This window comes from Streptomyces sp. NPDC040622, assembly GCF_055593965.1.
This window is the reverse complement of the sequence record NZ_JBVIXD010000005.1, coordinates 563,550-581,331: the sequence shown is the minus strand read 5'-3', so window position 1 is coordinate 581,331 and position 17,782 is coordinate 563,550. Positions and strand designations below refer to the sequence as shown.

Below are 17,782 nucleotides of genomic sequence, written 5' to 3'. Positions count from 1 at the left end.
CGGGGCGCAGGGTGTCCCAGGGGCGCGGGGAACCGCGCGACCGGCCACCACGGACGGGCGGGGCGGAGGGACTACGCCCCGCCCCGCGGGAGGAGGCGTACCCAGTCGGCCGCCTCCCCGGGCGAGGCGGCCACCGAGGCCGCATCCGGCACCGCGGGCCGCCGGACCACGACCACCGGAACCCCCGCCTCACGCGCGGCAGCCAGTTTCGGCGCCGTCGCCCCACCCCCGCTGTCCTTCGTCACCACGACATCCACCCCGTACCGGCGCAGCAGTTCACGCTCCCCGTCGAGCGTGAAGGGCCCCCGGTCAAGGAGCACCTCCATGCGGGCGGGACACGGCGGCTCGGGCGCGTCGACGGACCGTACGAGAAACCACAGCGCCGCGAGTCCGGGCCCCGAGAACGCGGCGAGCCCCATCCGCCCGGTCGTGAGGAACACCCGCTCGCCCAGCGCGGGCAGCACACGCGCGGCCTCGTCCAGGGAGCCGACCGAGTGCCAGTCGTCCCCCTCACCCGCGACCCAGCCGGGCCGACGCAGGGCGAGCAGGGGAACATGGGCCGACGCGGCGGCGGTCGCCGCGTTGAACGAGATCGTCCCGGCGAAAGGATGGGTGGCGTCGATGAGCGCGTCCACGCGGTGCTCGCGCAGCCACGCGGCCAGGCCCTGCGACCCGCCGAAACCACCCACGCGGACCTCGCCCGGCGGCATCCGGGGCGAGGCGACCCGTCCCGCCAGGGAGCTGGTCACCCGCAGTCCCGCCTCGTCCACGAGGAGCTCCGCCAGGCGGCGGGCCTCGGTCGTTCCCCCCAGAATCAGTACGTGCACGGAGTTCGGTTTCCTTCATGAGTGAGGCAAGCAAGCCAGACGAGCCGGGCCGGGCGGGCAAGCCGGGCAGGGCAAGTGAGGCCGAGGGCGGGCGCAGCGCCCAACTCAAGCACACCGGCCTGCGCCCCGGCTGGACGACCGGCGCCTGTGCGACCGCCGCCACCACCGCCGCGTACACGGCGCTGCTGAGCGGCGACTTCCCCGACCCCGTGACCATCACGCTGCCCAAGGGACAGACGCCCGCCTTCGCGCTCGCCGCGGAGGAGCTCGGCGGCTCCCACGCCATGGCGGGTGTCGTCAAGGACGCGGGCGACGACCCGGACGTCACGCACGGCGCGCTGGTGCGGTCCACGGTGCGCCGGCTGCCCACCGGGTCGGGCGTCGTCTTCAGGGCGGGCCCCGGCGTGGGCACCGTCACCCGCCCCGGGCTGCCCCTGGACGTCGGCGAGCCCGCGATCAACCCCGTGCCGAGGCAGCTGATGCGCGACCACGTGGCGCTGGTCGCCGCACGTGCCGGGGTCGCCCCGGACGTCGAGATCACCGTCTCCGTCGACCACGGCGAGGAGATCGCCCGCTCCACCTGGAACCCCCGCCTCGGCATCCTCGGCGGCCTGTCCGTCCTCGGCACGACCGGGATCGTCGTCCCCTACTCCTGCTCGGCGTGGATCGACTCGATCCGGCGCGGTGTCGACGTGGCGCGGGCCGCGGGGCGCACGCACGTCGCCGGGTGCACGGGGTCGACGTCGGAGAAGACGGTCGTCGCCGAGTACGGCCTGCCCGAGGACGCGCTCCTCGACATGGGGGACTTCGCGGGCGCCGTCCTCAAGTACGTACGACGCCACCCCGTGGACCGGCTCACCGTCTGCGGCGGCTTCGCCAAGCTGTCGAAGCTGGCGGCAGGACACCTGGACCTGCACTCGGCCCGCTCCCAGGTCGACAAGGGTTTCCTCGCGGAGCTGGCCCGCAGGGGCGGTGCCGGTGCCGGCCTCGCCGGACAGGTCGCCGCCGCCAACACGGGCCTCGCGGCACTTCAGTTGTGCGCGGCGGCGGGCGTGCCGCTGGGCGACCTCGTCGCGGTGGCGGCCCGCGACCAGGCGCTCGGGGTGCTGCGGGGCGCACCGGTCGCGGTGGACGTCATCTGCATCGACCGGGCGGGGAACGTCGTGGGGCGCAGCGGCCTCACGTGACGGGGCCGGCGCTCCCGCACGTCGCCCCGTCCCGGCCGGGAGTGTCAGCAGTCGTGCCGGTCCCGTTCCGCCGAGTACAGGTGACTGTCGCGGAACTGCGAGGCGCCCAGCGTCCGCCCCACCATGATGACGGCGGTGCGCACGATGCCCGCCTCCTTCACCTGGCCCGCGATGTCCGCCAGCGTGCCGCGCAGGATCACCTCGTCGGGGCGGCTGGCGAGGGCGACCACGGCGGCGGGGCAGTGCGCGCCGTAGTGGGGGAGGAGCTCGTCGACCACGCGGTCCACGTACCCCGCGGCCAGGTGCAGGACGAGGAGCGCGCCGCTGCGGCCGAGCGTGGCCAGGTCCTCGCCCTCGGGCATGGCCGTCGCGCGCTGCGCGACGCGCGTGAGGATCACGGTCTGGCCGACGGTCGGCACCGTCAGCTCCCGCTTGAGCGCGGCCGCCGCCGCGGCGAACGCCGGTACGCCCGGCACCACTTCGTAGGGCACCCCGGCCGCGTCGAGCCGCCGCATCTGCTCGGCCACCGCGCTGAACACGGACGGGTCGCCCGAGTGCAGCCGCGCCACGTCGAGGCCCTGCTCGTGCGCGTGCGTCAACTCGGCGGTGATCTCGTCGAGGTTGAGCCGCGCGGTGTCCACCAGCCGTGCCCCGTCCGGGCATTCGGCGAGCAGTTCGCGCGGCACCAGGCTGCCCGCGTACAGGCAGACCTGGCAGGCGGCGATCCGCCGCGCGCCGCGGACCGTGATCAGGTCGGCGGCGCCGGGTCCCGCGCCGATGAAGTACACGGTCATCGTTCTTCTTCTCCAGACTTGCTGCCGGACTTGCTGCCGGGCTCGGTGCCGGATGTGGCGCCGGACGGTGTGACGGACTCGGTGTCGGCCTTGGTGACGGACCATTGCGTGACCGGCATGGCCTGCCGCCAGCCGGTGAAGCCGCCCACGGGCACGGCCTGCGCGACCGCGAGCCGCACCAGCTCACCGCCGTGGAGCCGGTACCACTCGGTGAGCAGCGCCTCCGACTCCAGCGTCACGGTGTTCGCGACGAGGCGTCCGCCGGGCGGCAGCGCGGCCCACCCCGCGTCCAGGAGGCCGGGCGCGGTGAGGCCGCCGCCGATGAACACGGCGTCCGGCGCGGGGAGCCCGTCGAGCGCGGCGGGTGCGGCGCCGGTGACGACGCGCAGCGCGGGCACGCCGAGCCGTTCGGCGTTGCGGGTGATGCGCTCGGCGCGCACGGCGTTCTTCTCGACGGTGACGGCGCGGCACGACGGGTGCGCCCGCAGCCACTCCACGGCGATCGACCCTGAGCCCCCGCCGATGTCCCAGAGCAGTTCGCCGGGGGCGGGCGCGAGGGCGGCGAGGGTGGCGGCGCGGACGTACCGCTTGGTGAGCTGTCCGTCGCTCTCGTACGCGGCGTCGGGCAGCCCCGGCACGACGCCGAGCCGCAGGGCGTCGGGGGAGCGGCGGCACTCGACCGCGACGACGTTCAGCGCGGCGCCGGGCGCGTGCGTCCAGTCCTCGGCGACCCCTTCGTACGACGACTCCCGCTCCCCGCCGAGCTGTTCGAGGACGCGCAGGCGGCTCGGGCCGAAGCCGCGGTCGCGGAGCAGGGCGGCGATCTCGGCGGGCGTGGCCGCGTCGGCGCTGAGTACGAGGAGGCGGCGTCCGTCGTGCAGGGCGGCGGCGAGCCGGGCCGCCGGGCGGCCGACGACCGTGACGACCTCGGTGTCCTCGACGGGCCAGCCCAGGCGGGCACAGGCCAGGGAGACGGAGGACGGGTGCGGCAGCACGCGCAGCGCGGCGGCGCCGAGCTCCTCGGTCAGGGCCCGTCCGATGCCGTAGAACATGGGGTCGCCGCTGGCGAGGACGGCGATGCGGCGCCCCGCGTGGGCGGCGAGCAGACCGGGCACGGCGGGCCGCAGCGGCGAGGGCCAGCCCACCCGTTCGCCCGGACAGTGCGCCGGGGGCAGCAGGTCGAGCTGGCGGGGTCCGCCGATCAGCACATCGGCCTCGGTGAGGGCGGCGCGCGAGGCGGCCGGGAGCCCGTGCCAGCCGTCCGCCCCGATCCCGACGACGGTCACGGCCGGTATGCCTGCGGGGGGTGCGGGGGTCACTGCTGGTACCTGACCTCGGGTTTCGGGAAGAGTTGCGCAGCCGCACTCTACTGGGGACCGGGCGGCGTACCCTTATTGCGAACTACTTGCAATAAGCTGCGCGGCCGTACCGCGCGGCCCCCTGGGCAGAAAGGCCAACCCGCGATGGGCTCTCCGGTGGTGCTCGGCATCGAGTCGTCCTGCGACGAGACGGGCGCGGGCCTCGTCCGCGACGGACGGCTCCTCGGCCACGCGGTGGCGTCGAGCATGGACGAACACGCGCGCTACGGCGGCGTCGTCCCCGAGATCGCCGCCCGCGCCCACGTCCACGCCCTCACCCCGGTCGTCCGCCGCGCCCTGGACGAGGCGGGCCTGCGCAAGAGCGACATCGGCGCGGTCGCCGTGACCACGGGACCCGGCCTCTCCGGCGCCCTCCAGGTCGGCCTCGCCGGCGCGAAGAGCCTCGCCTACGCCCTGGACGTACCGCTGTACGGCGTGCACCACCTGGCCGGGCACGTCGCCGCCGACACCCTGGAGCACGGCCCGCTGCCCGACCCCTGCATGGTCCTCATCGTCTCCGGCGGCCACACGTCCCTGCTGCTCGTGCGCGACCTCGCCCGCGACCCCATCGTCCACCTCGGCGACACGCTCGACGACGCCGCCGGGGAGTGCTTCGACAAGGTCGCGAGGGTCTTCGGGCTGCCCTACCCGGGCGGGCCCGCGATCGACCGCGCCGCACGCGACGGGGACCCGGCCGCCGTGTCCTTTCCGCGCCCGCTGACCGGACCGCGTGACACCGCGTACGCCTTCTCCTTCTCCGGCCTGAAGACCGCCGCCGCGCGCTGGGCCGAGGGTCACGCGGGACGGGAACTGCCGGTCGCCGACGGGGCGGCCTCGCTCCAGGAGGCCGTCGCCGACGTCCTCACCCGCAAGGCGGTCGCCGCCTGCCGCGAGCACGGCGTCGGCACGCTGGTCGTGGTCGGCGGCGTCGCGGCGAACTCCCGGGTGCGCGCTCTCGCCGAGGAGCGCTGCCGGGCGGCGGGCCTCACGCTGCGCGTCCCGCCGCTGCGGCTCTGCACCGACAACGGCGCGATGATCGCGGCGGTCGGCGACCTGCTGGTGCGCGCGGGCGCCGAGCCCGCGCCCCTGAACGTCTCGATCGACCCGTCGGCGCCGCTGGAGTTCGCCTCGCTCAACCCGGTCGGCACGTTCGGCCGGGCCGTGGCCGCGTGACGCGGGCCGCCGCCGTCCTGCGGGTGACCGGCGCCGAACTGCTCACGGCCCACGCGCACGGCATACGCGCGGTCTACGCGGCGGCCTTCGGGCAGCCGCCCTGGAACGAGCGGCCTGCCGCGGCGGACGCCTACCTGGAGCGGCTCGCGGCCGATGCCGCGCGGCCCGGGTTCACGGCGGCGGTCGCGTTCGACGGTGCCGGGCCACCGGCCCGCGGCGCGGACCCGGCGCCGCGGACGATCGGCTTCGCCACCGCGTGGACGACCGGTACCCCGCTGCCCGACAGCCGTTCCTACCCCCTGGTCACCGCCGCACTCGGCCCCCGGCGCACCGAGCGGTGGCTCCACGGCGCCCTGCAGGTCGACGAACTGGCCGTCCGGCCCGAGGTCCACGGCCTCGGCGCGGGCCGGGCGCTGCTCGCCGCGGTGACGCGGGACGCGCCGGACGGCCGGTGCTGGCTGCTGACGTCGGCGCGGGCCGTGGACGCCGTGCGGTTCTACCGGCGCGTGGGCTGGCACGAGGCCGTCCGTCCCGGGGAGGGTGACGGGGACGTGGCGGTGTTCGTGGGGCCCGGCCATCCGGCCGCCGCCGAACTCCGGGACTTCGCGCGAAGGGCAGGCCGACGGAAGGCGTGATTAGCTTAGGCTAAGCTAAGTTGACGTTGGTGTGCCGGGGGTGAGGCGGCCTCCGCCGGTGCTCGCGAGGGCCGTTCTCCGTCGTGCGCTCTCCGGGGGCGTGCCGGAAATCCCGGAGCGAAAGGGGCGGTGGCCATGCGTACGGGGCCGAACCCCGGAGGACTCGTGGGGTCACACCCCGCGCGATCCACCGGGACGGGTGACGCGGACTCGGCGCGGGCCGACGCGGACGCCGCCGGCGACCACCTCCCCACCCCCGGGCTCGGCCCCACCCTCCAGGCCCTCGCCTCCCGCGTCGCCGCCGCCACCGAAGGGGAACTTCCCGTGCTCCTGGAGCGGTTCTGGGACGAGGCCGTCGCGCGCGGCGGCACTCCGCTGGTCGAGCCCCTCGACGGCGACCCCCGGCACCGGGACGTCACCTTCCTCTGGCGCGGGCACCGGAAGACCCGGCAGGTCCTGCTGATCGCCAACCGTCTCGTCGACCGCGAGCGGCTCGCCGACGCCCTGCTGACGCGGCTGCCCGGCACAGACGTCTGGTACCTCACGCACCGGCTGCGCGCCGACCACCGCGGCTCGTACCGGATCGCCGCCGACCTCGGTGACCTTGCCGACCGCCCTGGGAGCGGCATCCCCGCCGAGCCGGAGGCCCGGCTGCGCGCCCTGGCGACGCACGCGGCCCACGATCCCCTCAACCCCCACCGCATCGGCGACCGTTGGGGCCGGCCCGACGGATCCGTCTTCGCCCTGCCCGAGGCGCCCGCGCAGCCCTGGACGCGGCGGCGCGACGGCATCCCGCGCGGCCGCGTCGAGCGGCACCGGCTGCCCGCGGGGGCACTCGGCGCCGAGCGTGACGTGTGGGCGTATCTGCCACCCGGTGGCCCGCGGCCCGACAGTCCCGTGGTCGTCCTGTGTGACGGCGACATGTGGTTCGGCAGGCTCGCGCTCCAGGACACCCTGGACGCCCTCGTCGCCGACCGCGCCGCCCTGCCGCCGGTCGTCCTCGCGCCGGACGCGGTCGACCTGCTGACCCGCTGGCAGGACCTCACCGCCAGCGACGCCTACGTCCGGTTCCTCGCCGACGAGGTGCTGCCCTGGGCGGCCGGACGCTGGCCGCTGACCGGCGACCCGGCCCGCACCGTCGTCGCCGGCCAGAGCCTCGGCGGACTCACCGCGTTGTACGCGGGGCTGCTCAGACCCGAGCGGTTCGGCGCCGTCCTCGCCCAGTCCGCGTCCCTGTGGTGGCGGCCCGGACTGCCGCAGGGCGTACCCAAGTTGGCACCCAGCGACGAGACGCCGTGGCTCGTCGAGCGCTTCGCCGAGCAGCCGCGGGGCCCTCGCCCCCTCCTCAGGGTCCGACTCGACGTCGGACTCCACGAGGGTGCGATGGTCGACCACAGTCGGCACATGGACCGGACGCTGACCGCACGTGGCCACGCCGTGACCCGTACCGAGTACAACGGTGGCCACGACTACGCCTGTTGGCGCGGCGCCCTGGCCGACGGGCTCGCGGCCCTGCTCGCCCCCTGACCGGCCGACCGGCCGACCCGCCGGACCGCAGCGAGTGGCGAACCTCACGCAGTCGGCGTTCGAGGGCCCTTCGAAAGCCCTTCGAGGGACCGTTGACCCGGTGTTGAGGCCCTCGCCGCCGGCCGCCGCACCGAGCGCCCTCCGTGTCGCTGTTGGGCTGAACGGGTGACTTGGCGTAAGAATTGGCCGGTGCAGAGAACAAGTGCGAGCCAGGACGGGGTGGGCAAGTGAGCAGCAGTCAGCGCCACGACGTCACCGATGAACAATGGGAGGGGCTCGCCCAGGTCGTACCGTTGCGCAGCCGCAACGAATGGCCTTCCTGGCCCGGGCACCGCGCGCTGCCCGAGGCGGAGACGGAGACGCGCCGCCGCTTCGTGGTGATGCGGGTCAACGTCTTCTCGGACGCCCGAGAGGTCGCCGAGACCGTGATGGCGCAGATCCCGGTCCTGCTGGACCTGACCGGCGCCGAGACCGAAGTCGCCAAGCGCGTCCTGGACTTCAGCAGTGGCGTGGTGCTCGGCCTCGGCTGCGGAATGCACCGGGTCGACAAGAACGTCTTCCTCCTCGCGCCGCCCGGCACGGAGGTCCAGGGCCTCGTGGAGGCGGTGTCCCAGTCCTGAGACGGGGACAGGAACGGTGGCGGGGCGGGCGGTTCTGAGTTCCGGGGCAGCGGAGTCTCAGAGCGGGTGCCGGTTCGGCGCCTGCGCCGCGTCCACGTACTCGGGGTACTCGGGGTACTCGGGCAGCTCCACGACGGTGACCCCCTCGACCCCGAGGCGCCCCACGCCTTCCGTGTCCGCCTCGCCCGCCTCACCGTCCGCGCCGGGCGCCCGCCACGCGGTGACCACGCGCCGGATCCCCGCCTCGCGGACGAGCCGGGCGCAGGGGCGGCGGCGTGACGCGCGCCGCGTACAGGGCTCCAGGGGGCTGTGGAGCGTCGCGTCGGCCCGGCGCGGGTCGGCGGGACCCGAATCGGTGCGGCGGGCTAGGACGGCGTCCTCGGCGTGGACGTGGTCCTGTCCGTCGGCGCCGGTCGCGCGGGAGCGACCGCGGGCCAGTTCCGTGCCGTCGGCGGCCACGAGGACCGCGCCCGCGGCGAACGCGGTCCCGCCCGGCGGGTACTGCGCGGCGAGCTGGCGGGCCACCGCCGGCCACGCCCGGTCCGCGGTGGTCACTCCGGTGCCGGGGCCGGGCAGGCCGCAGGCTTCAGAGGTGGGGGTCACGTGATCCCCTTCGGTGCGGGGAGCAGTACCCACAGGTGCCGGTCCTCCGGGGGTCCTTCCGGGCGAACACGTGCGCGGCCGGCTCGCATCGCGTCCGCATCGGGCCCGCTCATGCGTACTCCCCCGATGGCCGGGGCGGGGGATCTTCGGGGTGAATCCCTCATACGTAGGAAGGTCGGTTGGGCGTAACGGTTATGCGGGTTCGCCGCCGCTTACCTTCCGGACATGACGGTGCATTCCCGGACCCCGGCCGCTGAGCCACCGGCGGGCACGGACCGGCCGCAGGTCACCGAGCTGCGGCTGTCCGCCTTCGCCGGGCACCGCGCCACGGTGCTCCCGCTCGGCCCGCTGACCCTGCTCGCGGGGCCGAGCGGCAGCGGCAAGTCCAGCGCGCTCGGCGCGTACGAGGCGCTGGCGCGGCTCTGCGCCGGGGCCGAACTGCCCGACGTCTTCACGGACCCCGTGGCCTGCGTGCCCGAACGCGCCCGCGCCGACCGGCAGCGGCGGCGCGGCTTCCGCATCGGCTGCACGGTCGACGGGCCCGCCGGAACGGTCCGGCTCGACCTCGCCGTGCAGGCCGAGCCGGAACTGCGGGTCGTCGGCGAGCGGCTGACCCGTGACGGCCTGGTCCTTCTGGAGACCGCGCTGCGCGATCCCGGCAGACGCGTGGTCCAGGCGGCCTGGCACACCGCGGGTGCGGCGCCCGTGACGCGCGCCCCGCTGCCGGACGACCGGCTCGGCACGGCGCTCGTACCGCTGCGCGTGGCGGGCAAGACCGACGGGCAGCGGCTGGTGCTCGCGGCGGCGGAGCAGGTCGTGGTCGCGCTGCGCTCGGCGTTCGCCTGCGATCCCAGGCCCAGCCGCATGCGCGCCCCGGTCCCCGCGGGACGGCTCGGCACGGGCCGCCTGCTGAGCGGCTGCGACAACCTCGCCGAGATCCTGCTGCGCACCCGCGCCGAATGCGGGGTGCGCCACGGGATGCTCGTCTCGGCGGTGCGTTCCGGGTGCGCGGGGCCGGTCGCCGACGTGCTGGCCGAGGAGGCGGCGGACGGCACGGTGCACGCCTTCGTCGACCGGGGCGGTGGTGTGCGCACCCCGCTCGGGCGGCTCGGCGACGGCGAGTTGCGGTACCTGGCCCTGACACTCGTGCTGCTGACCGGGCCCGGCGTGCTCGCCGTCGACCCGGCGGCCGAGGTGCCGCAGGCCTACCAGACCCTCACGGTCCTCGCCGACGGCCTGGACCGGCGCCTGGACGCGCGGCAGTCGCGGACCCTCGGCGACCTGGCGGCGCGCACCTGCGGGCGCGGGCACATCCGTCTCGTGGGAGCGGTGGGGGACGCGTCCTGGGCGGCGGGAACCGGAGCCTCGGTGGTAGACCTGGAGTCGTGACGGAACGACTTGATGTGGCGGGACTGCAGCGCAGGCTGGCCGAGTTCGCGGCGGCCCGCGACTGGGAGCAGTACCACACCCCGAAGAACCTGGCCGCCGCGCTCAGCGTGGAGGCGTCCGAACTGGTCGAGATCTTCCAGTGGTTGACGCCGGAGGAGTCCGCGCGCGTGATGCGGGATCCCGGCACCGCGCCCCGGGTGGCGGACGAGGTGGCCGACGTCCTCGCGTACCTGTTGCAGTTCTGCGAGGTCCTCGGGATCGACGTGCTGGCCGCGCTCGCGGCGAAGATCGAGCGGAACGAAGGGCGGTTTCCGGTGCCCGAAGGCCCCTGAGCCGGTGGCGCGACACGCCTCTCCAGAGCTCTGGAATCCCTGATTCCGATACTTTCGTCACTCTCCGGAGTGGATGCCTTGGCCAAACTCGACTGCTTGTCCACAGATTTCCGGCTTCCCCTGGCTTTTCGCCCGGATGGGTATCACTCTGGGTAGTGGACAGGGGAGTTCGGGCAATCGTGCGGCGAGTGCGCGCGGGATGGAGGGGCCGGGCATGAACGCGATGCGGCTCATCGAGGCGAACCGCCGCGCCCTGGCACACAGTCAGGAGCCCGCGGACATCGTCCTGGAGGTCTGGCAGTCCCAGGCGCTCGCGCAGGCGATCGGCAGCCACCTGGCGGTCGCGGGCCCTCCCGAATTACGGGGTGAGGCGCTCGGCCTGAGCGAAGTGGGCGGCAGAGCGTGCGGGGTGCTCGACGTCCCGCACCTCGGCACCGAGGACATACGGGCCACCCGGCTCACGGAGACCGGGGACGCGCAGCAGGTCCTGCTGGGACTCGGCAGGCTTCTCGGAGAGGTCGGCATCGCCCTCGTCGGCGTCGCCATGGGCGCCGAGGAAGAAGGGGTGTACTGGCAGTGCATGGAGGCGATCGACGCCGCCGACGAGTCGAGGGACCGGGTCCTCGAAATGCTGCGCAGGCTCGCGGTGCGGGAGGAGAGCCTGCCCGCGCCCGACTCGGCGGCGGGACCGTCATGAGCAGGCTCCGTGCCGACCCCGCCGCGGGGCAGGGCCGCACAGGCGGGGCGGGAGCGCCGGTGCCCTCAGCAGCGGCCGGGCTCGGCGTCGCCCTGCGGACGGACGCCCGCGGAAGGGGCGCCGGGAGGCGTGGACTGCTGCAGATCGGCGTCGAGCTGGGTCAGATCGGCGTTGAGCGCTGCCATCAACTCCTCCATCTGCTGCAGCAGGCCCTTGGGCGCGCCCTCCTGCGCGGGCACGGGCGCATCGTGCGCGGCCCCCTGTTCCGGCACGGCTTCCTGGGACATCACGGCCTCCTCGGCCCTCGCCCTCCCGCTGGGGGACGGCAGTTGACGCAGGCGACGCACCGGCATCGGCCGCCGGCGCGGGTGCCGGGCGGTCCGGCTCCGCCCGAGCCAACGATCACCCGAGGGACGGGGTCACTGCGGCGGGCCCGCACCGGCCGCCGTGTTGACGGATTTTCACTCGACCGGGGCGGCGGGGGATCGGCGGGACCGGCGGGGTTGACGGGCGTTCGAGCGTGCAGGATGGAGCCATGGATCTTCGAATCTTCACGGAGCCCCAGCAAGGGGCCACCTACGACACCCTGCTCACCGTCGCCAAGGCGACCGAGGACCTCGGCTTCGACGCCTTCTTCCGCTCGGACCACTACCTCCGCATGGGGTCCGCCGACGGCCTGCCGGGGCCCACGGACGCGTGGATCACGCTCGCCGGGCTCGCCCGCGAGACCAAGCGGATCAGGCTCGGCACCCTCATGACCGCCGGCACCTTCCGGCTGCCGGGGGTGCTCGCGATCCAGGTGGCGCAGGTCGACCAGATGTCGGGCGGCCGGGTCGAACTGGGCCTGGGCGCGGGCTGGTTCGAGGACGAGCACAAGGCGTACGGCATCCCCTTCCCCAAGGAGAAGTTCGCCCGCCTCGAAGAGCAGCTGGAGATCGTCACCGGCCTGTGGGCCACGGAGGTCGGCAAGACCTTCAGCCACGACGGCAAGCACTACCAGCTCACCGATTCCCCGGCCCTGCCCAAGCCCGCCCAGACCAAGGTGCCGGTCCTCATCGGGGGTCACGGAGCCTCGCGCACCCCGCGGCTCGCCGCGCAGTTCGCCGACGAGTTCAACATTCCCTTCGCCTCGCTGGAGGACAGCGAGCGGCAGTTCGGCCGCGTCCGCGCGGCCGCCGAGCAGGCCGGACGCAAGGGCAGCGATCTCGTGTACTCCAGCGCCCTCGTGGTCTGCGTCGGCAAGGACGACGCGGAGGTCGCCCGGCGCGCGGCGGCCATCGGCCGCGACGTGGACGAGCTCAAGGCGAACGGCCTGGCGGGCTCCCCCGCCGAGGTCGTCGACAAGATCGGGCGCTACGAGGCGATCGGCGCGAGCCGCGTCTACCTCCAGTGCCTGGACCTGGCCGACCTGGACCACCTGGAGCTCATCTCCTCGCAGGTCCAGTCGCAGCTGTCCTAGCCGCCGGACCGGCCCTCACACGTGGCCGCCGGGCGCACCCCTCCGGTGCCCGGCGGCCACCTCCTCGTCCGACGGGACTGAGCCCCCCGGGGGGCCCGGGGGAGGTTACTGCGTGGAGCCGGTGGAGCGGCCGAGGAACTCCAGCTCGGCGATGGCCACCTGACGGTTCTTCGCGACGCCGTACGCGGAGCGCAGGACCAGACGGGCGCTCACCGCGTTGCGTACGCGCACGTCGATCTTCTGCACGCCGCCGTCGTTGATCCGGCGGTGCATCGTGTGCTCCTTGCCCGCCGAGTCGTTGACCACCAGATCGAACTCCATGGGCCTGGCCTGCTCGGCGGCCTGCGCGCTGCGCGACGAGGTGCCGGGCGTGATCAGGAGGTTGAGCAGGTCGGTGGGCTGGCCGAAGTCGGCCTGCAGCCACTGGCCCGCCGCGTCGCCCGCGTAGCCGGTGCCCCACCAGGTGTTGGAGTAGCCGTCGAAGGCGAGCTTGGCCGCCTGCTTGGGGGCGGAGTGCGAGGCGCTGTAGCCGGTCGGGTGGACGGGGACCCGCTTGGCGAAGTGGTCCTGCACGGCCCGCGCGGCCGGCGGTCCGCCGAAGATCCCGCCGACGATCAGCCCGACGACCACCGCGATGCCCACGGCACGGGCGATCCAGCGGGTGCGGTCGCGGTGCAGCCGGGGCCGCTGGCCCGCGTAGGGGCCCTCGGCGTTCGGGGCGGCCGAGTCACCGAGGGGGATCGCGCAGTTGCGGCAGAAGTGGCGGCGGGGCGCGTTGGGCGTCCCGCAGCTCGGGCACGGCGGTCCGGACTCGGGCTCGGCGGCCACGGCGGCCTGCCGTACGCGGGGCCGGGGGGCGTCGGGCCTGCCCGGCAGCACACTGCCCGGCGTCTCCGGGGGCGCGACGGGCTCGGAGGCCTCGGGGACCGGGACGAGCAGGGACCGTATCGCGGTGTCCGAGGGGGCGCCGGGGGAGCCGGGAGCGGCGGGCGCGCGGTTGCTGACGTCCTGGCCGGTGGGGCCGGCCGGGGGGAGCGGGACGGTGGTGTCGTGGGACCCGGGAGGAGCGGCCGGGGGCGGCCCGGCCGGGCGCTCCGGCGCGGGGGCGTGGTGCGGCCGGCCCGTGTCGGGGGCGGTGGCGGGGGCAGCGGGGGTGCTGGTCGGGCCGCCGGCCGGGGTGTCCCAGCGCAGGAAGGCGCCGCAGGAGTCGCAGAAGGACTGGCCGTGCTGGCGGGCCGGGGTGCCGCACTCGGGGCACGGGGGTGTGGAGGAGGAGTTCGGCATCTCGTTCATCTCGGGCTGCTCGGGCATTTCTAGGTCCCTTCAGGGGAAGGTGCGGCGGTCACCTCGGCCGTGAAAGGGAGGTGGGCGGGGCGGGCTGCGGCGACGACGGACCGCAGGCGGTGCGGGTCCACCGACGCGGGGTCGCGCACGCGCAGGGCGACGTGCAGCGAAGGTCGAGGGGTGCCGGGGAAACCGCCGAGCGGGCGCGCGGACCAGGTCGCGCCACCGCTCTCGGTGATCTGCGGGCGTACGCCGAAGGCGAGTTCGACGGCGGCGGCGAGGCCGCGGCGGGTGCCACGGACGCGGTGCAGGTCCACGGCGGAGGCCACGGCGTGGCGGCGCATCCGCAACGGCTCGGTCCCGTCGAGCTCCGTGCCGACCCAGTCCGTCAGCCAGCCGAGGAAGTCCTCGGGCGCGAGCGAGGGCGTGAAGTACGCCTCCAGGCAGTCAAGGACGGTGAAGACGGGCGCGAGGACGACGTCGAGGCCGGAGACGAAACGCAGCGCGAAGTCGTCGTCGGCGAAGACGGCGGGCAGCTGCTCCCCGATGGGGTGGGCGGAGGACAGCCCCGGCAGCGAGCCGCGCAGCGAGTCGGACCCCGGGTGAACTCCCGCGCCGGGTTCGAGCGTTGCCACGGGGACGTCCTTGACCCACGAGACGGGCCGCCCCGCACCGGAACCGGCGTCGCCTCCCGCGGTGGCCGCGGCCTGCGTCGCCCCTGCCGATGCCTCGGGCGCAGAGGCGTGGGCGCCCGTGAGGTGGCCCGGCACCGTGAACTGGCCGGTGGCCGAGGAGGACTGCGCTCCCGGCACGCGCCAGGACCCCGTCGCGTGGCTGCCGTCCGGACCGGGCAGCTCGTCCGTCAGACGCGTCACTCCGGTGGAGGTGGTCGACCCCGGGGGAAGCTGCGCTCCCGGCGCGTCCCCCGACCCCTTGACGGGACCCGCTCCCGGGCCCGCCTCCGCGCCTTGGCCGGCCTCCGCGGCGGAGTGCTCCGCTCCTGCGGGGTAGGGCTGCGCGCCCGGCGAGCGGCCCGCTCCTGAGGCGGAGTTCCCCTCCGAAGGGTGCTCCGACCGCGCGGCGTGCCGTGCTCGCGGTGCGGGCCGCGATCCCGGGGCGGGCGCTGCTCTCTCGGCTCCCGAGGCGTGCCCTGACGTGGCGGGCCGACCCGTCTCCGCAGGCGGCTGCGCTCCCGGCGCGGGCTGCGCGCCCGGCCCGTGGCCCGCGCCCGGCGTGTGGTCCGGGGTGGGATCAGGGCCCGCGGGCTGTGCCCCCGGCGCATGGCCGTGCCACGCCCCCGACGCGCCGCCCGCCCTCGGGTCGGAGGCGGCCGGCGGACCGGGCTCCGCCCGCGGGGTGTCCTCGGGCCGCGCACGGCGCCTCGGGGCGTCTTGCGAGGAACCCTCACGCGCGGCGCCCCCGGAACGCCCGGAGCCGTCCTCCCGCTCCGGACCCCGTACGTCCTCGTTCTCTCCGTCGCCGTTCGTCATCGTGCCTCGATCACGCGGACGCGGTGGTCGAAGGGGAACAGCAGGGCGGACGGCGCGAGTTCGATGCGGTCCGTGGCGTCGCCCCGGCGGCCGGTGAGCGGGTCGGCGGGGTGCAGCAGGACCTCGTCGACCAGCTCCACGCCGGGAACCCGCTGGAGCGCGGCGAAGATCTCGCCCGCGCGCAGCGGACGGCCGAACTGCCAGCCCTCGCCGTGCGCACCGCCCGTCAGCGGGTCGAGATAGGCGTACAGCGCGTCGAGCGCCTCCGTGCGGACCCGCTCGGCCTGCGCCGCGCGGAAGGAGTGCAGCGTGGCGACCACGGTGACGCCCTGGTAGTAGGGCGGGCCCACCGAGAGGCGGGTGCCCAGCGGGCGGCGGTCGTCGAGGAAGTCGGTGACGCGGGAGAGGAGTTCCTCGCCGGGCACCAGCTGCTCGAAGCGGAGCCGGCCGCCCCGGTCCGGCACGGCCTGGGGGACGACGAGGACGCGCACCGCGTTCTCGCCGACCTCGTTCGAGTCCGCGGCCAGACAGTGGATCCGGGCCGTCTCGGGGGCGGCCCGCCGCGCCAGTTCCTCGTAGTCGCGCGCGGTCACCGCCCGCTCCTGCGCGCGCAGCGCGATCGGCGCGCGGATCTTGGCCTCCTCCACCGTCTCGCCGTCCACGCCGCCGCGCGCCGCCTCGCGGTTCTCCACCCGGGCGACGTAGGGAATGGAGCTGCGCAGGACCTGGATCGCGGAGCGGGCCACGTTTCCGGGGCGCCCGCCGCCGGTGCGGTAGCGGGTCGCGCGGATCGCCGCGCCCTTGCCGGGCACCGCGCCGTACTGCCGCAGCGACCCGTCCGGTTCGCGCACCGCGGGGCCGAAGGCGATCTCGCCGGTGGCCGCGTCGAGCGTGACGTGGCGGTCGTACGGGCCCGAGGCGGCGAAGTGGTCCACGACCTGCCACTCCTCCCAGCCCGTCCCCTCGCCGTCGGACACTTCGAGGACCAGCGGGGGCCGGTCGGCTACCACCGGGGCCTGGGCCAGGCGCACCCGCTGTCCGGGCACCCCCGTGGAGTCGCCGAGGAGTTCGTCGCGCACGACGTCGGCGTGCGCGACGGTGGTGGTACCGCCGATGGTGAACGCGGCCGCCGAACGCACCGTCGGCGACGAGCTGTAGAACGGCTGGCCTGGGGCGGCCTCGAGGACCCGGCAGCGCAGCCAGCCCGCGTCCTGCCGTCCGACGCGCGAGACGATGTGCCCGGCCGGGATGTGCAGGATGACCTCGCCGGGCCGGTTGAGACCGCCGGTGGAGTCCTCGTCCACCTCGCACTCGGTCCAGCCGTCGGCGGTCCACGCCTCCCACACCAGCGGCGGCTGGCGCGGGTCGACGCCGACGCCGTCCACGCGGCTGTCCAGCTGCAGCACGGCCGCACAGCGCGGCACGGCGTTGCTCAGCCCGAACAGGAGGGTGTCGCCCGGCTGCGGGGAGGCCGAGAAGACCGCCACGTCACGGTTGCCGAAGATGTCCTGCCCGCAGTCCTGCGGTGTGCCGCCCGACTCCTGGCGCAGCACGGACTGCAGCTCGCAGGGCACCACCGTCAGGTCCGCCTCGGTCGCGAAGGCCACCGCCTCCTCGGTCTCGGTGCGGCCGGTCGCCACCTCCGTGCCGACGGGCAGGATCACCGGCTCGGCCTGCGGCGCGGAGAGCCAGAAGGTGACGTCCGCGCGGGCCGCGGAGGGCGGGAAGAGGGTGACGCCGAGCAGGTCGAGGAAGGCCAGGTGGTTCTTCTCCGGCACGCGGTTGAGCCGGTAGACGATCTGGTCGGCCATGTGCGCGACCGCCTCGACGAGGGTGACACCCGGGTCGGAGACGTTGTGATCGGTCCACTCCGGGCAGCGCTGCTGGATGTAGCGCTTGGCGTCGTCGACGAACTGCTGGAAGCGCCGGTCGTCGAGGTGGGGTGCGGGCAGGGCCATCGGACTTCAGACTCCGCTCTCTGATTCCGTGGACGGGATCACGTAGAAGGGGAAGACGAGACTGCGCGGATTGTTGGTGCCGCGCACGCTGTAGCTCACGTCGATGAACAGGACGGACGGGTCGTCGGGCGCCGGACTGACCTCGACGTCCAGGACCTCGATGCGCGGCTCCCAGCGGTCCAGTGAGGAGCGCACCTCGTACCGGATCCGGCCCGCCGTCGCCTCGTTGACCGGCGCGAACACCATGTCGTGCACGGCGCAGCCGAACTCGGGCCGCATCGGACGCTCGCCCGGCGCGGTGGCCAGCACGAGCCGGATCGACTCCTCGATCTCGCGCTCGCGCCGGGCCAGGGCGATGCCGCCGGCCGCGTCCGTACGCAGCGGAAAGGTCCAGCCCGCGCCGACGAACTGTTCACTCATGTCCGGTGACCCCCTTGAGGCACACGTCG

General features: G+C 75.1%; 18 protein-coding genes. 9 read left to right on the top strand and 9 right to left on the bottom strand.

Annotation, left to right across the window (positions count from 1 at the left end; genetic code table 11):
• Nucleotides 1-71: 71 nt before the first annotated feature.
• A complete protein-coding gene (locus ACZ592_RS17235) occupies nucleotides 72-827 on the bottom strand; it encodes a cobalt-precorrin-6A reductase (protein WP_471582367.1) in 756 nt (251 codons plus the stop codon).
• Nucleotides 828-844: 17 nt separating this feature from the next.
• Between ACZ592_RS17235 and ACZ592_RS17230 the strand changes: the two genes are divergently transcribed.
• Nucleotides 845-2,014 (top strand): cobalt-precorrin-5B (C(1))-methyltransferase, encoded by a 1,170-nt coding sequence (locus ACZ592_RS17230; protein WP_471582366.1) that lies wholly within the window; start codon nucleotides 845-847, stop codon nucleotides 2,012-2,014.
• A 44-nt stretch (nucleotides 2,015-2,058) separates the two neighbouring features.
• Here the strand turns inward: ACZ592_RS17230 and cobM are convergent, their stop codons facing one another.
• Together cobM and cbiE are read right to left on the bottom strand one after the other, a co-directional pair.
• Entirely contained in the window at nucleotides 2,059-2,808 is a 750-nt protein-coding gene (cobM, locus tag ACZ592_RS17225; RefSeq protein ID WP_471582365.1) for a precorrin-4 C(11)-methyltransferase, read from the bottom strand.
• Nucleotides 2,805-4,127, bottom strand: a complete 1,323-nt coding sequence (cbiE, locus tag ACZ592_RS17220) for a precorrin-6y C5,15-methyltransferase (decarboxylating) subunit CbiE (protein WP_471582364.1) — start codon at nucleotides 4,125-4,127, stop codon at nucleotides 2,805-2,807. The genes cobM and cbiE overlap by 4 nt, the downstream gene beginning before the upstream one ends.
• Before the next feature lie 144 nt (nucleotides 4,128-4,271).
• On the opposite strand from cbiE, the gene tsaD reads away from it, so the two are divergent.
• The 4 genes from tsaD (at nucleotide 4,272) to ACZ592_RS17200 (ending at nucleotide 8,121) form a co-directional block, all read left to right on the top strand.
• Nucleotides 4,272-5,339, top strand: a complete 1,068-nt coding sequence (gene tsaD, locus ACZ592_RS17215; protein WP_471582363.1) for a tRNA (adenosine(37)-N6)-threonylcarbamoyltransferase complex transferase subunit TsaD — start codon at nucleotides 4,272-4,274, stop codon at nucleotides 5,337-5,339.
• Nucleotides 5,336-5,974 (top strand): GNAT family N-acetyltransferase, encoded by a 639-nt coding sequence (locus tag ACZ592_RS17210; RefSeq protein ID WP_471582362.1) that lies wholly within the window; start codon nucleotides 5,336-5,338, stop codon nucleotides 5,972-5,974. The genes tsaD and ACZ592_RS17210 overlap by 4 nt, the downstream gene beginning before the upstream one ends.
• 165 nt (nucleotides 5,975-6,139) lie before the next feature.
• Nucleotides 6,140-7,501, top strand: a complete 1,362-nt coding sequence (gene fes, locus ACZ592_RS17205) for an enterochelin esterase (RefSeq protein ID WP_471582361.1) — start codon at nucleotides 6,140-6,142, stop codon at nucleotides 7,499-7,501.
• 227 nt (nucleotides 7,502-7,728) lie between these two features.
• Nucleotides 7,729-8,121: a cell division protein SepF gene (locus ACZ592_RS17200; protein WP_471582360.1), complete on the top strand. Its 393-nt coding sequence runs from the start codon at nucleotides 7,729-7,731 to the stop codon at nucleotides 8,119-8,121.
• 57 nt (nucleotides 8,122-8,178) lie between these two features.
• On the opposite strand, the gene ACZ592_RS17195 is transcribed toward ACZ592_RS17200, so the two are convergent.
• A complete protein-coding gene (locus ACZ592_RS17195) occupies nucleotides 8,179-8,724 on the bottom strand; it encodes a cytidine/deoxycytidylate deaminase family protein (protein WP_471582359.1) in 546 nt (181 codons plus the stop codon).
• Nucleotides 8,725-8,949: 225 nt separating this feature from the next.
• On the opposite strand from ACZ592_RS17195, the gene ACZ592_RS17190 reads away from it, so the two are divergent.
• The 3 genes from ACZ592_RS17190 (at nucleotide 8,950) to ACZ592_RS17180 (ending at nucleotide 11,142) form a co-directional block, all read left to right on the top strand.
• Nucleotides 8,950-10,113, top strand: a complete 1,164-nt coding sequence (locus tag ACZ592_RS17190; protein ID WP_471582358.1) for an AAA family ATPase — start codon at nucleotides 8,950-8,952, stop codon at nucleotides 10,111-10,113.
• Complete coding sequence (locus ACZ592_RS17185; protein WP_471582357.1) at nucleotides 10,110-10,445, top strand: nucleotide pyrophosphohydrolase; 336 nt, start codon at nucleotides 10,110-10,112, stop codon at nucleotides 10,443-10,445. Before ACZ592_RS17190 ends, ACZ592_RS17185 begins: the two co-directional genes overlap by 4 nt.
• 214 nt (nucleotides 10,446-10,659) lie before the next feature.
• Entirely contained in the window at nucleotides 10,660-11,142 is a 483-nt protein-coding gene (locus ACZ592_RS17180; RefSeq protein ID WP_471582356.1) for a DUF6099 family protein, read from the top strand.
• A gap of 65 nt (nucleotides 11,143-11,207) precedes the next feature.
• Here ACZ592_RS17180 and ACZ592_RS17175 read toward each other — a convergent pair whose 3' ends face one another.
• Nucleotides 11,208-11,429, bottom strand: a complete 222-nt coding sequence (locus ACZ592_RS17175; protein ID WP_471582355.1) for a hypothetical protein — start codon at nucleotides 11,427-11,429, stop codon at nucleotides 11,208-11,210.
• 248 nt (nucleotides 11,430-11,677) lie between these two features.
• Here ACZ592_RS17175 and ACZ592_RS17170 point away from each other — a divergent pair, with 248 nt between their 5' ends.
• Entirely contained in the window at nucleotides 11,678-12,601 is a 924-nt protein-coding gene (locus ACZ592_RS17170) for an LLM class F420-dependent oxidoreductase (protein ID WP_471582354.1), read from the top strand.
• Nucleotides 12,602-12,706: 105 nt separating this feature from the next.
• Here ACZ592_RS17170 and ACZ592_RS17165 read toward each other — a convergent pair whose 3' ends face one another.
• The 4 genes from ACZ592_RS17165 to ACZ592_RS17150 form a co-directional block, all read right to left on the bottom strand.
• Nucleotides 12,707-13,912, bottom strand: a complete 1,206-nt coding sequence (locus ACZ592_RS17165) for a discoidin domain-containing protein (protein ID WP_471582353.1) — start codon at nucleotides 13,910-13,912, stop codon at nucleotides 12,707-12,709.
• A gap of 2 nt (nucleotides 13,913-13,914) precedes the next feature.
• Nucleotides 13,915-14,472: a phage tail protein gene (locus ACZ592_RS17160; protein WP_471582475.1), complete on the bottom strand. Its 558-nt coding sequence runs from the start codon at nucleotides 14,470-14,472 to the stop codon at nucleotides 13,915-13,917.
• A gap of 899 nt (nucleotides 14,473-15,371) precedes the next feature.
• Nucleotides 15,372-17,333, bottom strand: coding sequence for a putative baseplate assembly protein (locus ACZ592_RS17155; protein ID WP_471582352.1), 1,962 nt, complete (start codon nucleotides 17,331-17,333; stop codon nucleotides 15,372-15,374).
• A 6-nt stretch (nucleotides 17,334-17,339) separates the two neighbouring features.
• The gene (locus ACZ592_RS17150) at nucleotides 17,340-17,753 is read right to left on the bottom strand and encodes a GPW/gp25 family protein (protein WP_471582351.1); all 414 of its coding nucleotides are present in this window, start codon (nucleotides 17,751-17,753) and stop codon (nucleotides 17,340-17,342) included.
• Nucleotides 17,754-17,782: the final 29 nt, after the last annotated feature.